The sequence below is a fragment of the Bradyrhizobium sp. MI1.3 genome (genome assembly GCF_055811695.1).
The window spans coordinates 36,326-49,822 of the sequence record NZ_JBVVPQ010000057.1 but is presented as its reverse complement, the minus strand read 5'-3'; the positions used below and the strand labels follow the sequence as shown (position 1 = coordinate 49,822).

The following is a 13,497-nucleotide window of genomic DNA, read 5'->3' as shown; positions in this document are numbered from 1 at the left end:
GCCGATATGCCATCCCCAGATCCTCTTCAGATGTCTCTTAGAGAATCGCAGATTCGCGATTTACGCAAAGCCCTCGCTTGCGGGAGAGGTCGCGCCAAAGGCGCGGGTGAGGGCTCTCTCCGCTTGGGGATTGTCCCGTTGCGGTGGCACCCTCTCCCCAACCCTCCCCCGCAAGCGGGGGGAGGGAGCGCACCGTTTGCGCGGCAGCTATCCCCCCAGCGGCATGCCTGCGAACTTCGGCAGGTCGGGATCGAGGCGATCCCAGGCATGTCCGCGCGCGGCATAAGTCACCACTTGCGGCTCGTAGCGGGCGGGTTCGTCGAGGCTTGCGGCGCGGATGGTGAAGATGTCGGGCATGGCCGCGAAGGTCAGGTAAACAGGCAAGCCGCACTGGGCGCAGAAACCGCGCGTCTTCAAATTGCCGCTGTCGCCAACCATGTCCCAATGCTTCGCTTCGCCCGTCACGGTGACGCCGGCGCGCGCGAACGTCATGTACGAGCCGTGGCCGCTGCCGCTTTCGCGCTGGCAGTCCCGGCATTGGCAGTGATTGCTGAACAGGGGCTCACTGGCGATCGAATAGCGGATTGCGCCGCAGGCGCAGCCGCCGGTAAACGGTTTGGTCATTGCGATAACTCCTTACCTGTCTTCGCCGCTGATCTCGTCGAGCTGGCGGACGACCTTCTTCCAGCCGCCGCTCATGCCCGTGTAGGCGGATTCGTTCCTGGGTATGACGAAGCCCGCATGGACCAGGCGGATCCGCGTGCCGGCCTCGACCGGGGTGAGGGACCACGTCACGACAGTGTCGAGCGGCGCACCGTAGCCGGTGTTGCGCTCATTCCCGCCCTTCCAGGCGTAGACGAGGCGCCGGTTCGGCATGACTTCAAGGACGCGGCAATGGATGACGCCATCCCAGGCGCCGCCCGGCGTGGTCTGATAGGTGAAGGTGTTGCCTTCGACAGCCTCGAAACCGCTCGGCGGCATCAGCCAGCGCGCGATCAGTTGGGCGCTGGTCAGCGCCTTCCAGATCGTCTCCGGCGCGTGTGGGAGCACCTCGTCGATGACGATGTCCTTTATTTCGGCTTTCAATTCGGCAGCACTCACGGATCGATCTCCTTCAAGAGGTCACGCAGGTTCTGGAAGCGCTCGCGCCAGAACACGCCGTAATGGTCCATCCAGGAGACCAGCGGTTCGAGGCCTTGCGGCGCGGCACGGTAATAGACGTTGCGGCCCTCGGCACGCTCGGCGACGAGGCCGGCCTGCTTGAGGGACTTCAAATGTTGCGAGATCGCGCCTTGCGTCACGCCGCTTCCCCGCGTGAGCTCGGCGACGCTGATCTCCTTGCTCTCGAACACGCGCTCGAACACGGCGCGGCGGGTCGGATCGGCAAGGGCGCGCATCACGGTGGTCATGGGATTTGGGGCGGCTTCAATCATGAGTGTTAGATTAGTGCATGCTAATGAATTAGTCAAGACTAATTTGTTGGTCAGATTGGGTCTGCCGTGTTGTCTTGACTATGACTGACCGGTCAGTCATATCGTGTAGATGGCCAGAAAGCCCACCAAAGCCGCCACGCCGCCCGCAGTTCGCGCCAACGCAAAGGACTCTGCGCACGCTGGCAACGATGCGGTGCCCGCGTCGAGCCGCGCCACGCGTGCGGCGGAACGGCGTGCGGCGATCGTGGACGCCGCGATGGAGGAATTCATCGCGCGCGGCTTTGCCGCCACGCGGCTCGACGACATCGCCAAGCGCGCGGGTGTCGCCAAGGGCACCATCTACCTGCACTTCAAGGACAAGGAATCGATGTTCGAGGAGCTGGTGCGGACGGTGATCGTGCCTGTCGTGACGCGGTTGACGGCATTGCCGCCGCCCGCGGGCTCGGTGCGCGATCTCGTCGAGACGTTTGCCAGCAACTTCCTGAAGGAGGTGATCGGCACCAGACGCGGCGACCTCGTGCGTCTGATCGTGGCCGAGGGGCCGCGGTTTCCCTCCGTGGCCGATTTCTACTACCGCGAGGTGGTTTCTCGCGGCATCGCCGCCATGCGCTCCCTGATCGAGCTCGGCATCGCCCGCGGCGAGATCCGCCAGAAGAACCTGGCGCATTACCCGCAGATCCTGGTCGCCCCCGCGATGATCGCGGTGATCTGGCAGAGCCTGTTTGCACGGCACGCGCCGCTCGACGCGCAGGACATGCTGCGCGTCCATCTCGATTTGATTTTTGGCGAACGGAGCACGACATGAGGTCGTCCCAAAACATCCCTCACCTCATCCTGAGGAGCGCGGCATGCGCGTCCCGAAGGATGAAGGCCCGGCTTTGGCCCTTCGCCCTTCGAGACGCCGCTTCGCGGCTCCTCAGGGTGAGGGATCGACGACCGTGGCTGCCGCCAAGCGCGATCCAGTTTTTGCCGCGCCTCTGTTCGATCGCGGTTCTGGTCCTCGCGACCGGGCTTGCCGGGTGCAAGGACAAGCGTGAGCCCGGCTTCCAGGGCTGGGTCGAGGCCGACATGATCTTCGTCAGTCCGGACGAGGCGGGCCGCGTGATCAAGCTCAACGTCCGCGAGGGCGACGAGGTCAAGGTCGGCGATCACCTCTATTCCGTCGACGACGATCTCCAGCTTGCCGATCTCAACCAGAACAAGGCGACACTTGCCAATGCGCAGCAGACCTATGACCGCGCGGCCTCGCTGAGCAAAACCGGCTCGGGCACGCAAGCCAATCTCGACTCGGCCGTCTCCGCCCTGCGCGTTGCCGAGGCGCGGGTGGCGACCTCGGAGACGCGGATGGCGCGGCGCAAGGGCTTTGCGCCCGTGGCCGGCACCATCCAGCAGATCTATTTTCGCGAAGGCGAGATGGTGGCGGCGCAGCGGCCGGTGCTCTCGATCATGCCGCCCGGCAACATGAAGCTGCGCTTCTTCGTGCCGGAGACCGAGCTGCCGAAGCTTGCGATCGGCGATACCGTGCGGATCGCATGCGACAATTGCGCCGCCGATCTCACCGCGAAGATCTATTTCATCGCAACTTCGGCCGAATACACACCGCCCGTCATCTACAGCCTCGAGGAGCGCAACAAGCTCGTCTATCTGATCCAGGCGCGGCCATCGCGCCCCGATGCGCTGCGTGTCGGACAACCCATCGACGTCCATCTCAATCCAAAGACTCCGGTGGCGGACAAGCGATGAACGGCGGCAATGGCATCGCGATCGACGTCAAGGGCCTGACCAAGTCGTTCGGCGGCCGCGAGGTCGTGCACGATTTGTCGATGCAGGTGAAGCGCGGTTCGATCTACGGCTTCCTCGGCCCGAACGGCTCGGGCAAAACGACGACCATCCGCATCCTCTGCGGCCTGCTCACGCCCGACAGCGGCGAGGGCACCTGCCTCGGCTACGACATCAGGCGCGATGCCGAAAAGATCAAGCGCCAGGTCGGCTACATGACCCAGCGGTTCAGCCTCTATCAGGATCTCTCTGTCCGCGAAAACCTCGAATTCGTCGCGCGGCTGTACGGCCTTCGCGATGCACGCGGCGCCGCGCGCGACATGATCAAGCGGATCGGGCTCTCGGGGCGCGAGGAACAGCTCGCCGGCGAACTCTCCGGCGGCTGGAAGCAGCGGCTGGCGCTAGGTGCCTGCACATTGCCCAGTCCGAAGCTGCTGCTGCTTGACGAGCCGACCGCCGGCGTCGATCCAAAAGCGCGGCGCGATTTCTGGAACGAGATTCATGCACTCGCGGCCGACGGTCTCACCGTGCTGGTCTCGACCCACTACATGGACGAGGCCGAGCGCTGTCACGAGATCGCTTATATCGCCTATGGCCATCTGCTCGTGCACGGCACCGTGGACGAGGTGATCGCGAAATCCGCGCTGACGACCTACACCGTGACGGGCGAGGACCTGAACGAGCTCACGGCTGCGCTCACCGGCAAGCCGGGAATCGACATGGTGGCGCCGTTCGGCACGTCGCTGCACGTCTCCGGCCGCGACGTCGCCGCGCTCGAAGCCAGCATCGCGCCGTGGCGCGAAAAAAGCGGACTGCACTGGCACAAATCATCGCCGTCACTGGAAGACGTGTTCATCGAATTGATGAGTCGTTCCAAGGACAATTTCCAATGAGCGCGGTCGATCGTCACGAACCCCAGCACGCGATCCGGGAGCGCTTCGGCTTCTGGAGGCGCTCCTATGCGATGCTGATCAAGGAGTTCATCCAGCTCAAGCGGGACCGTGTGTCATTTGCGATGATCGTGATGCTGCCGGTGATGCAGCTGCTCTTGTTCGGCTACGCCATCAACACCACGCCGCACAATCTGCCGAGCGCGGTGCTGCTTCAGGAGGATTCCGATCTCGCACGCTCGATCCTGAAGGCGCTGGAGAACACCGCCTATTTCCGCTTCCTCTATGAAGTCCACGACGTCGAGGATTTCGATAATCTCCTGAAATCCGGCAAGGTTCTGTTCGGGGTCGAGATCCCGCGCGGCTTCGAGCGGGCGGTGCGGCGCGGCGATAAGCCGGCGCTGCTGGTCGCGGCCGACGCCACCGATCCAGTGGCGGCGAGCGCGGCGATCGGCTCGCTCGGCATGGTCGTGCAGACCGCGCTCAAGCACGATCTCTACATCGGAGATCCCCCGGAGATGCCGTTCGAGATCCGCGCGCACGCCCGCTACAACCCCGCCGCCGCGTCGAGCCTCAACATCGTGCCGGGCTTGGTCGGTACCATCCTCACCATGACCATGCTGATCTTCACCGCGCTTTCGGTCACGCGGGAAGTCGAGCGCGGTACCATGGAGGCTCTGCTGTCGATGCCGATCAGGCCGGTCGAGGTGATGTTCGGCAAGATCATTCCCTACGTGCTGGTCGGGTTCGTGCAGGCGTTCCTCATCATCGGCATCGGCGTCGGCCTGTTCGGCGTGCCCGTGCTCGGCAATCTGTTCCTGCTGGCGCTGCTTTCGACGCTGTTCATCACGACCAATCTGGCGATCGGGTATACGATCTCGACGCTGGTGCAGAACCAGCTCCAGGCGATGCAGATGTCGATGATGTTCTTCCTGCCGAGCATCTTGCTGTCCGGCTTCATGTTCCCGTTTGCCGGGATGCCGGCCTGGGCGCAATATGTCGGTGAGTGCCTGCCGCTGACGCATTATTTGCGCATCGTCCGCGCCATCATGCTGAAGGGCGCGAGCATGCAAAATTTGCGTTTCGACGCGTTGGCGCTGGCGGTGCTGATGCTGCTCGCCATGACCATCGCCGTGACGCGCTTCCGCCGCACGCTGGATTGAGGCAAGATGCCCCTGGAATCAAGGGGGCGGAATGGTCAGCTTTGCGAGCAGGAAGGCCCGGCAGCATGCCGTGATGTCCGAAGACTTCGAGCGCGAGCTGACGCGGGAGGTGCTGCGGACCGAGCTGTTGCGGGTGAGGGCGTTGATCATCACGGGCTGCGTCATGATCCTGTTTCTCACCGCAACCTATCTGATCGACCCCGCCATCGTGAACCGGGTCTGGCGCGGGACGGAGGGCCTGGTCCGCGAATACGGTCTCTTGGCAGGCTTCGTCCTCTTCGAAGTCTGGGTCCACAGCCAGATCAGGCGATACCTCAAGCTCGATCGCGACCTTCCGGTGATAAGGCGCTATATCGGCGCAACAATCGAAACGTCGCTGCCAACGATCATCCTGATCCTGCAGATTCACAGCATGGGCGCGAGCCAGGCGCTCGGGTTCGTGCTGCCACTGGCCTATTTCATCTTCATCATTCTTTCGACGCTGCGGCTTGATTTCTGGCTGTCCACCTTCACGGGATTTGTGGCCGCAGCCGAACTCCTGGCTGTCGCGCTGTATTACAACTCGGTCAGCGAGTCCGGTGAACCCCTGATCTACTTTCACGCGGTCCGCAGCACCATCATCCTGATTTGCGGCGTGCTGGCGGGCGCCGTCGGCGCGCGATTGCGGCGGCAATTTGCGGCGAGCATTGCGGCAGCCACTGCGCGCGACCGGGTGACCAACCTGTTCGGCCAGCACGTCTCGCCGCAGGTTGTGGAGCGGCTGATGACGGAGGGGACGGGTGCCGCCGGCGACCTCCGCCGAGTCGCCGTGATGTTCGTCGACTTCCGCGGCTTCACCGCCGGCGCGCAGTCGCGTACTCCCCAGGAGGTGGTCGACCGGCTCGACGGCGCCTTCGCCGTGCTGGTCGACATTCTCGACCGCGAGGGTGGCATCGTGAACAAGTTTCTGGGCGACGGCTTTCTCGCCCTGTTCGGTGCGCCGCTCGAGGCCTCCGACGCCGCGCATCGCGCAGTCGCCGCGGGCCGCGAGATGCTGACCGCGATGGAGCGCATCAACGCGCAGACGAGCTGGCCCCTCAAGATCGGCATCGGCATCCATTTCGGCGAGGTCGTCGCCGGCAATATCGGCTCGCCCCGGCGCAAGGAGTACACTGTGATCGGCGACACCGTGAACTTCGCCTCACGGCTAGAGGCGCTCAACAAGGAGTTCGGCTCGCAGCTCCTGATCTCCGCGTCTGTCCGCGACGCGCTGGGCGCCGACGGCGACGATGCGGTCTCGCTCGGCGAGGTCGAGGTGCGCGGCTACGAGCAGAAGGTGGCGGTGTTTCAACTGGGGTGAGGGCCGCCTCCTGCGCCTTCACTTGTGAGTCGCGTTTCGTTGAAGCGGCTCGCGTTTCGTTGAAGGCGCGTGATGAAATATCCTTGGTAGCTTTTGGGTCTTGCACGGTGGAAGCCGAAAATCTCAGCTTCCCTTTGTCACCCGGAGAAAGCCAATGACTCGATCGATCCCTGTTGCAGCCGCCCTGATCGCCGCTGCTGTCACCCAAAGCCAGGCCGCATCGGCGCGGGACAGCGTGCCGCGCCGCGCCGCAACTCACGTGGCGACCGACTGCGTCAGGGCTCCCGCAGCAGGCGCGTATGCCTCTGCGCCTTACACGCAGCCGCCTTGCCTCCCCAATACGGCGTCCGCGTACTAACTCGCTGCAGAGACGAAGCCGGGCCGGTGAAGTCCGCCAGCCCGGCGTTGCGAACGCTGATGGCGGACTCCGCGGGATCTCGCGCTGGAGGTAGCCGAGTAGATTCGGCGCCGTATCGCAACGGCGCGGCCGGCGAAGATTTTGCGAAGACGGCCTACCCGCTGCTGCGCAACGCGTACGGCCTTGATCGACTGCTCTGGGGCAGCGACTGGCCGCACACGCAGTTCGAGAAGGCGCAAAGCTACGCGTAGAACCTGCGATTTATCGATGGGCTGATCGTCGATCAGAGTGAACGCGCGCAAGTGCTAGCATCGCCACGTTCGCTCTGCCGCTTTTGATCCGTCTTCCGCGATTGCTCCGATTGCACTCTATTTTGGGGCATGACGGGCGATGTCGCCGGCTTGTAGAGTGCCGGCGATGCAGCCGACCGCGGCTGCGCTTGCGTGAAGAGGAAGCGAAAGATGCAGCGCCGCTACATCACCATCGACGTGTTCACCGACCGCGCCTTCGGCGGCAACCAGCTCGCCGTGGTGCTCGATGCCGGCGGGCTCTCCACACAGCAGATGCAGGCGATCGCGACCGAGTTCAACTATTCGGAGACCACCTTCGTGCTGCCGCCGCGCGACAGGGGCAACGACGCCGAGGTGCGCATCTTCACACCGGTGAGGGAAATGCCGTTCGCCGGCCATCCCAATATCGGCACCTCCTTCGTGCTGGCGAGCCTCGCGAAAGAGCCGAAGCCGCGCCTTTTGTTCGAGGAGAAGGCGGGGGTGGTGCCGGTCGATATTTTTCGGGAGCAGGGAAGGGTCATCAGCACCGAACTCACCGCGCCGCAGCCGCTGTCGCGATTGGCGCAGGTTTCCGCCGCTGACGTTGCGGCCTGCATCTCCTTGACCGCTGATGACATCAGGATCGATCACCACGCGCCGCAGGTCGTCGGCGTCGGAACGCCGTTCCTGGTGGCGGAGGTGCATTCGCGCGATGCGCTGAAACGGGCCAGGCCCGACGCGGCCGCGTTCGGCAGGGTCTTGCCGCGCGACGACGCCCGCTCGGTGTGGTTCTATACACGCGACGTGCCCGCGGCGGAGGCGCCGTGCGAACGGCAGGCGCGCATGTTCATGCGCGGCGCCAGCGGCCTCACCGAGGATCCCGCCACCGGCAGCGCCACGGTTGCAGCCGCCGCGCTGTTTGCCGAGCTCGATGCCACGCGAGATGGCGAATTGAAGCTCACGGTCGGCCAGGGCTTTGACATGGGTCGGCCGAGCCTCCTGCTGACGCGCGTGCGCAAGCAGGACGGCAAGATCGTCTCAGCCCATGTCGGCGGGTGCTGCGTGCAGATGATGGAAGGAACGTTCAGGCTCGCGGGGGAGGGGTAATGGTCATTCCGGGGCGCGCGTGGCGCGAGCCCGGAATCCATTCATCCACCAACTCTGCGGCCCGATGGATTCCGGGCTCGCGCCAAGAGGCGCGCCCCGGAATGACGGTCGGAGGTTAGATCTGCCGTCCCGCCAAATTCTTCACCGTCACGCCGTTACGCTCCTCGATGATCTCAGCGATCATCTGGCGATGGCAGTGGGTGTGATCGCGTTCATAGCAAAGCAGACAGACCGGACCTGCTTTCTTCACCAACGCGGAGAGCTCGTCCATCTGCTCCCGGGCCTCCGGCGTCTTCAGGTGCTTTGAGAAAATCTTCTCCAGCACATCGTATTGCCCGCTGCGGGCGGCGAGGCGGCCTTCCTTCGGCGTTCCGAGCGCGGCGAGGTGGACATAGGCGATGCCGCGTTCGTCGAGGCCCGCGGACAACTGCTTCTTGGAAAAGCCGGGCCGGCGCGACGACGTCACCGCGCGCACATCGACGACCAGCTTGACTCCGGATTGCTCCAGCTCGTCCAGTACGGCCTTCGGCGGCGTCTGCTCATAGCCGATGGTGAAAAGTTTTTTCAGCTTTGCCATGACAGACCTTTAGCGAAACACCTCAGCTCACCCGCGCGATCAGTTCCATGGCGCCGGCCGGCGCGCGCACCTTGCCTTCGTGGATGACATAGGCGAACACGTCGCGCGGCTCCTTCTTCGGCTTGGACTTGTCGACCTTCGGCAGGTCGTCGGGTTCGCTTCCCTCGGCCCAGTCCTGAAAACGCCTGGCCCAGGCATCGAGTTGCTTCGGCGGATAGCAGGTCTTGATCTCGTCATTGCCTTTCTGAAGCCGGGCATAGACGAAATCGCCGGCGACGTCGGCAATCGCCGGATATTTGCCGTGCTCGGCGAACACGACAGGCGTCTCGAATTCGCGGATCAGCGCGACGAAATCCGGCGTGCAGAAACTGTCGTGACGGACCTCGACGACATGGCGCAGCGCGCGTCCCTCGAGCTTGCGTGGCAACAGCTCGAGGAACTTGCCGAAATCGGCGCCGTCGAATTTTTTGGTCGGCGCGAACTGCCACAGCACCGGCCCAAGATGATGGCCGAGTTCCAGCACGCCGGAATCATAGAAACGCTTGATGGAATCGCCGGCCTCGGCCAGCACGCGCCGGTTGGTGGCGAATCGCGGCCCCTTGACCGAGAACACGAAGCCATCAGGCACCTCGCTCGCCCATTTGCGAAAGCTCTCCGGTTTCTGCGAGCCGTAATAGGTGCCGTTGATCTCGATCGAGGTCAGCTTCGAGGCGGCGTAGGACAGCTCCTTGGCTTGCGTGAGCTTCTCCGGATAGAACACCCCACGCCATGGTTCGAAGGTCCAGCCGCCGATGCCGATGTAGATGTTGCCGGATTTTTTAGACGCGGTTTTTGCTTTGGCCACGGGAGGATCTCGGATGCGGGAGGAGGGCCTCCATCCTAATCAAACCAGTTGTGATTGGCCAGTTGCGACGTCCCGTCTAAGCTCGCGACGGGATCTGCGAAAAAAGGAGAACAAGATGCGGATGCTGGTGGTGGGAGCGGCGCTCGTCATGATGACATCTGCTGCCATGATATCTTCAGTCATGGCCGACGATGACGATGCCAAGGGTGCGCAGAAGCTCGCCATGCAGGGCCGCGACGATTATTGGCATTGCCTGGCGCGGGAATATTCGCGCGACGGCAATCAGGGCCTGTCGGAACAGGACTTTGGCCGCTCCGTCGCCGGAGCCTGTCCGTCAGAGCGACAATACTACCGGGTGGCACTGCTCGATTATCTCACCACGCAATATCCGGGTATCGATGCCGGCGCTCATCTCGCGACCGCGAACAGAGCGGTGGAGGCGGCGCAGAAGGACATCGTGACGGCCTTCGTCAAGCACAAGCCGCCGCAGAAATAGCCCATCGACCCGTGCGTCCGGCAAGCCCTTCCGGCAGCGCGCTCATCCATGGTATCACTGGGCGCATCTGGAACAGGAATGGGTTTCCATGTCGTCTGAGTCGGTGGGGGGCATTTTGGGCGCGATCGTCGCGGCGATCGTGCTTGCGGTCGCCGTCGTCTTCGGGCCGATCGGCCAGTACGGCAAGCCGCCCAAGCCTGCGAAGGCCGATCCGGCCGCCATTACGGCGCCGGCGGCCCCTGCCGCGCCCGTGCCGCGAGGGCCGGTGATCAAGGAAGTCCCCAACCAGTAAGGGCATGAAAAAGGGCCTCTTTCGCTCCTTGCAAAGCGGCTTTGTCGTTCCTATTTAGCTTCTAACGGCGACGTTGAGCGAAAACTCCGGCGCTGGAACGACCTTGGAATAGCACAGGCTGCGCCGGATGTACGCGCCGCCCGCCGTTCCGGGGTCGTTGGCATTTTAGGGCCCCTTTTGGGCCGCCCCCCAGAGAAACCCCGGCTTGCCAGCGCAAGTTCTTGGCAGCACAAGTTCTTGGCAGCACAAGTTCTTGGCAGCACAGGACGCGGCGGATATACGCTGCCGTCATGAATCAAGCGATCAGACCGGGCTCCGATACCCCACAGGCGGCTTCGCCGGCGCCGGAATTGTCGGTCGTCGTCCCGACCTTCAACGAGCGCGACAATGTCACGGTGCTGTACCGGCGGCTGGAGGCCGTGCTGGCCGGCATCGCCTGGGAGGTCGTGTTCGTCGACGATAATTCGCCTGATGGCACCTGGGATGTCGTGCGCGCGCTGGCACAGCGCGACAGCCGCGTGCGCTGTGTCCGCCGTATTGGCCGCCGCGGCCTGTCGGGGGCCTGCATCGAGGGCATCCTGGCTTCCAGCGCGCCCTATGCGGCCGTGATCGACGCCGATCTTCAGCACGACGAGACGCAACTGCCGAAGATGCTGTCGCTGCTCGCGAGCGGGCAGGCCGAACTCGTGGTCGGCAGCCGCTACATCGAGGGCTACAAGAGCGAAGGCTTCAACAAGCAGCGCGCCGGCGCCAGCGCGCTGGCAACGGAACTCGCCAGGAAAGCGCTGCGGGTCGAGATCGCCGATCCCATGAGCGGCTTCTTCATGGTTCGCCGCGACCGCTTCGAGCAGCTGGCGCCGAAACTTTCCGTGCACGGCTTCAAGATCCTGCTCGACCTCGTCGCCAGCGCCAACGGCACCTTGCGCGCCATCGAAATTCCCTACACGTTCGGCGAGCGCCAGCACGGCGAAAGCAAGCTCGATTCGATGGTCGCGCTGGATTTTCTCGGCCTGGTGCTGGCGAAGTTCACCAACGATGCTGTCTCGTTACGTTTCCTGCTGTTCGCGATGGTCGGCGGGATCGGCCTCGTGGTGCATCTCACCACCTTGTTCATATCGCTCGAGCTGTTCAAGGAGCCGTTCGCGGAAGCGCAGGCCTCCGGCGCCATCGTCGCGATGACCAGCAATTTCGTTCTCAACAACTTCCTCACCTATCGCGACCAGCGGCTGAAGGGCTTTGCACTGCTGCGCGGGCTGATCGCGTTCTACATCGTGTGCAGCGTCGGCCTGCTCGCCAATGTCGGCGTCGCCTTTTCGGTCTACGACCAGGAGCCGATCTGGTGGCTTGCCGGTGCGGCCGGGGCGCTGATGGGCGTGGTGTGGAACTACGCGATGTCCGGACTGTTCGTCTGGCGCAAGAAATAGCTCACGATGGGCGGGACTGACGCGCGGATCGTCCGCAATACGGCGTTGGTAATCATTGCGCTGGTCGGCTTGCGGCTCGTCGCGGCCGCCGTCACGCCGATCACCTTCGACGAAGCCTATTACTGGATGTGGTCGCAGAACCTCGCCGGGGGATATTACGACCACCCGCCGATGGTTGCCTACGTCATCCGCGCCGGCACCCTCATCGCCGGCGACACCGAACTCGGCGTCCGCCTGGTCTCGATCCTGCTCGCGCTGCCGATGAGTTACGCGATCTATCGCTCCGCTGCGATCCTGTTCGGCGGTGCGCGGGTAGCGGCGACCAGCGCCATCCTGCTCAACGTGACGCTGCTGGCCTCGGTCGGCACGCTGATCGTCACGCCCGATGCGCCGCTTCTGGTTGCCTCCAGCTTCGTGCTGTTCTTTCTCGCCAAGGTGCTGGAGAGCGGCCGCGGCGTCTGGTGGCTCGCGGTCGGCGCAGCCGTCGGCGCGGCGCTCCTGTCGAAATACACCGCTATGTTCTTCGGGCTGGCGATCCTGATCTGGATCGCGGCCGTGCCGAAACTGCGGCACTGGTTTCTCTCGCCCTGGCCGTATCTCGGCGGTTTCGTTGCGCTCGCGCTGTTCTCGCCGGTGATCCTCTGGAATGCCGATCATCAATGGGTCTCGTTCGCCAAGCAGCTCGGGCGCGCCAGGATCGAGGATTTTCGTCCGGTCTTCATTGCCGAACTGATCCCGACCCAGATCGCGTTCGCAACCCCGCTGGTGTTCATCCTCGGCGCGATGGGGCTGCACGCGCTGACCTGGCGCCGGGCCGGCGCGCTGGCCTCGCGCGTGCTGATCGAGACGATGTTCTGGACCATCGTCGCCTATTTCGTCTGGCATTCGCTGCATGCCCGCGTCGAGGCCAACTGGTTCGCGCCGGTCTATCCGCCTTTCGTCGTCGCCGCGGCCGCCGCCGCCAATCTCGTGCAGTGGAAGCCGCGCCAGCGGCGCCTCGCGGATTTCTGCCTGCGCTGGGCCGCACCCACCGGCATCGTGATGTTTGCCGCGCTGATCGTGCAGGCCAATACTGGCTGGCTGTCCGGCTATCGCCGCGATGCGACCGTGCGCAGCGTCGGCGTCGGCTGGCGCGAGCTCGCTGCCGAAATCGAAGCGGTGCGCGTCCGCAATGGCGCGACCTGCGTGCTTGCGCCGGACTACGGCACGACAGGCTGGCTCGCCTTCTATCTGCCGCGCGGCAGCTGCGTGGCGCAGCAGAACCAGCGCATCCGCTGGGCCAACATGCCCGAGCCGGATCCAAAGCTGCTTGCGGGCAAGCTGATCTATGTCGACGAGCTGCGCTCTGACGGCCATCCCGCCGTCCACGACCTCTTTGGGAAGGTGACGCAGGTCGCGCAATTGCAGCGCAAGCGCGGCCCGCTCGTGATCGAGACTTACAGCATGGATCTGCTCGAAGGCGCCAAGGGCGACGTCCTGGACCGCTCGCCACCGCCGGAAGCGCGGTAGCTCTTCCTCGGAACGAC

At 64.2% G+C, this 13,497-nt stretch carries 16 protein-coding genes; 11 read left to right on the top strand and 5 right to left on the bottom strand.

The window, feature by feature from the left end; genetic code table 11:
- Positions 1–207 precede the first annotated feature (207 nt).
- Genes AC0L3A_RS30595 through AC0L3A_RS30585 form a run of 3 tightly spaced genes read right to left on the bottom strand, consistent with a single transcriptional unit; the run spans position 208 to position 1,433 of the window.
- On the bottom strand, positions 208–624 hold the full coding sequence (locus AC0L3A_RS30595) for a GFA family protein (protein WP_007602439.1): 417 nt from the start codon (positions 622–624) through the stop codon (positions 208–210).
- A 12-nt stretch (positions 625–636) separates the two neighbouring features.
- A complete protein-coding gene (locus AC0L3A_RS30590) occupies positions 637–1,101 on the bottom strand; it encodes an SRPBCC family protein (protein ID WP_007602441.1) in 465 nt (154 codons plus the stop codon).
- A complete protein-coding gene (locus tag AC0L3A_RS30585) occupies positions 1,098–1,433 on the bottom strand; it encodes an ArsR/SmtB family transcription factor (protein ID WP_007602444.1) in 336 nt (111 codons plus the stop codon). The genes AC0L3A_RS30590 and AC0L3A_RS30585 overlap by 4 nt, the downstream gene beginning before the upstream one ends.
- A 109-nt stretch (positions 1,434–1,542) precedes the next feature.
- On the opposite strand from AC0L3A_RS30585, the gene AC0L3A_RS30580 reads away from it, so the two are divergent.
- The 7 genes from AC0L3A_RS30580 to AC0L3A_RS30550 all read left to right on the top strand — a co-directional run bounded on the left by AC0L3A_RS30580 (position 1,543) and on the right by AC0L3A_RS30550 (position 8,338).
- Positions 1,543–2,238 (top strand): TetR/AcrR family transcriptional regulator, encoded by a 696-nt coding sequence (locus AC0L3A_RS30580; RefSeq protein ID WP_007602445.1) that lies wholly within the window; start codon positions 1,543–1,545, stop codon positions 2,236–2,238.
- On the top strand, positions 2,235–3,176 hold the full coding sequence (locus tag AC0L3A_RS30575) for an HlyD family secretion protein (RefSeq protein ID WP_007602447.1): 942 nt from the start codon (positions 2,235–2,237) through the stop codon (positions 3,174–3,176). Before AC0L3A_RS30580 ends, AC0L3A_RS30575 begins: the two co-directional genes overlap by 4 nt.
- Complete coding sequence (locus AC0L3A_RS30570; RefSeq protein ID WP_007602449.1) at positions 3,173–4,105, top strand: ABC transporter ATP-binding protein; 933 nt, start codon at positions 3,173–3,175, stop codon at positions 4,103–4,105. The genes AC0L3A_RS30575 and AC0L3A_RS30570 overlap by 4 nt, the downstream gene beginning before the upstream one ends.
- On the top strand, positions 4,102–5,265 hold the full coding sequence (locus AC0L3A_RS30565) for an ABC transporter permease (protein WP_007602451.1): 1,164 nt from the start codon (positions 4,102–4,104) through the stop codon (positions 5,263–5,265). Before AC0L3A_RS30570 ends, AC0L3A_RS30565 begins: the two co-directional genes overlap by 4 nt.
- Before the next feature lie 31 nt (positions 5,266–5,296).
- The gene (locus AC0L3A_RS30560; RefSeq protein ID WP_007602452.1) at positions 5,297–6,604 is read left to right on the top strand and encodes an adenylate/guanylate cyclase domain-containing protein; all 1,308 of its coding nucleotides are present in this window, start codon (positions 5,297–5,299) and stop codon (positions 6,602–6,604) included.
- A 384-nt stretch (positions 6,605–6,988) separates the two neighbouring features.
- Positions 6,989–7,213 carry an amidohydrolase family protein gene (locus AC0L3A_RS30555; protein WP_473255748.1) on the top strand — a complete coding sequence of 75 codons (225 nt, stop codon included), beginning with the start codon at positions 6,989–6,991 and terminating at the stop codon, positions 7,211–7,213.
- Between the two features lie 210 nt (positions 7,214–7,423).
- Positions 7,424–8,338 (top strand): PhzF family phenazine biosynthesis protein, encoded by a 915-nt coding sequence (locus AC0L3A_RS30550; RefSeq protein WP_007602456.1) that lies wholly within the window; start codon positions 7,424–7,426, stop codon positions 8,336–8,338.
- A gap of 115 nt (positions 8,339–8,453) precedes the next feature.
- On the opposite strand, the gene AC0L3A_RS30545 is transcribed toward AC0L3A_RS30550, so the two are convergent.
- Together AC0L3A_RS30545 and AC0L3A_RS30540 are read right to left on the bottom strand one after the other, a co-directional pair.
- Complete coding sequence (locus AC0L3A_RS30545; RefSeq protein ID WP_007602457.1) at positions 8,454–8,915, bottom strand: DUF488 domain-containing protein; 462 nt, start codon at positions 8,913–8,915, stop codon at positions 8,454–8,456.
- A 22-nt stretch (positions 8,916–8,937) separates the two neighbouring features.
- Positions 8,938–9,759 carry a DUF72 domain-containing protein gene (locus AC0L3A_RS30540; RefSeq protein ID WP_219684948.1) on the bottom strand — a complete coding sequence of 274 codons (822 nt, stop codon included), beginning with the start codon at positions 9,757–9,759 and terminating at the stop codon, positions 8,938–8,940.
- Between the two features lie 115 nt (positions 9,760–9,874).
- Here AC0L3A_RS30540 and AC0L3A_RS30535 point away from each other — a divergent pair, with 115 nt between their 5' ends.
- The 4 genes from AC0L3A_RS30535 (at position 9,875) to AC0L3A_RS30520 (ending at position 13,480) form a co-directional block, all read left to right on the top strand.
- Positions 9,875–10,255: a hypothetical protein gene (locus tag AC0L3A_RS30535; protein ID WP_007602461.1), complete on the top strand. Its 381-nt coding sequence runs from the start codon at positions 9,875–9,877 to the stop codon at positions 10,253–10,255.
- A gap of 88 nt (positions 10,256–10,343) precedes the next feature.
- Positions 10,344–10,547 carry a hypothetical protein gene (locus tag AC0L3A_RS30530; RefSeq protein WP_007602463.1) on the top strand — a complete coding sequence of 68 codons (204 nt, stop codon included), beginning with the start codon at positions 10,344–10,346 and terminating at the stop codon, positions 10,545–10,547.
- Positions 10,548–10,837: 290 nt separating this feature from the next.
- Complete coding sequence (locus tag AC0L3A_RS30525) at positions 10,838–11,971, top strand: glycosyltransferase family 2 protein (protein WP_007602465.1); 1,134 nt, start codon at positions 10,838–10,840, stop codon at positions 11,969–11,971.
- A 6-nt stretch (positions 11,972–11,977) separates the two neighbouring features.
- Positions 11,978–13,480 carry a glycosyltransferase family 39 protein gene (locus AC0L3A_RS30520; RefSeq protein WP_007602466.1) on the top strand — a complete coding sequence of 501 codons (1,503 nt, stop codon included), beginning with the start codon at positions 11,978–11,980 and terminating at the stop codon, positions 13,478–13,480.
- Positions 13,481–13,497 lie beyond the last annotated feature (17 nt).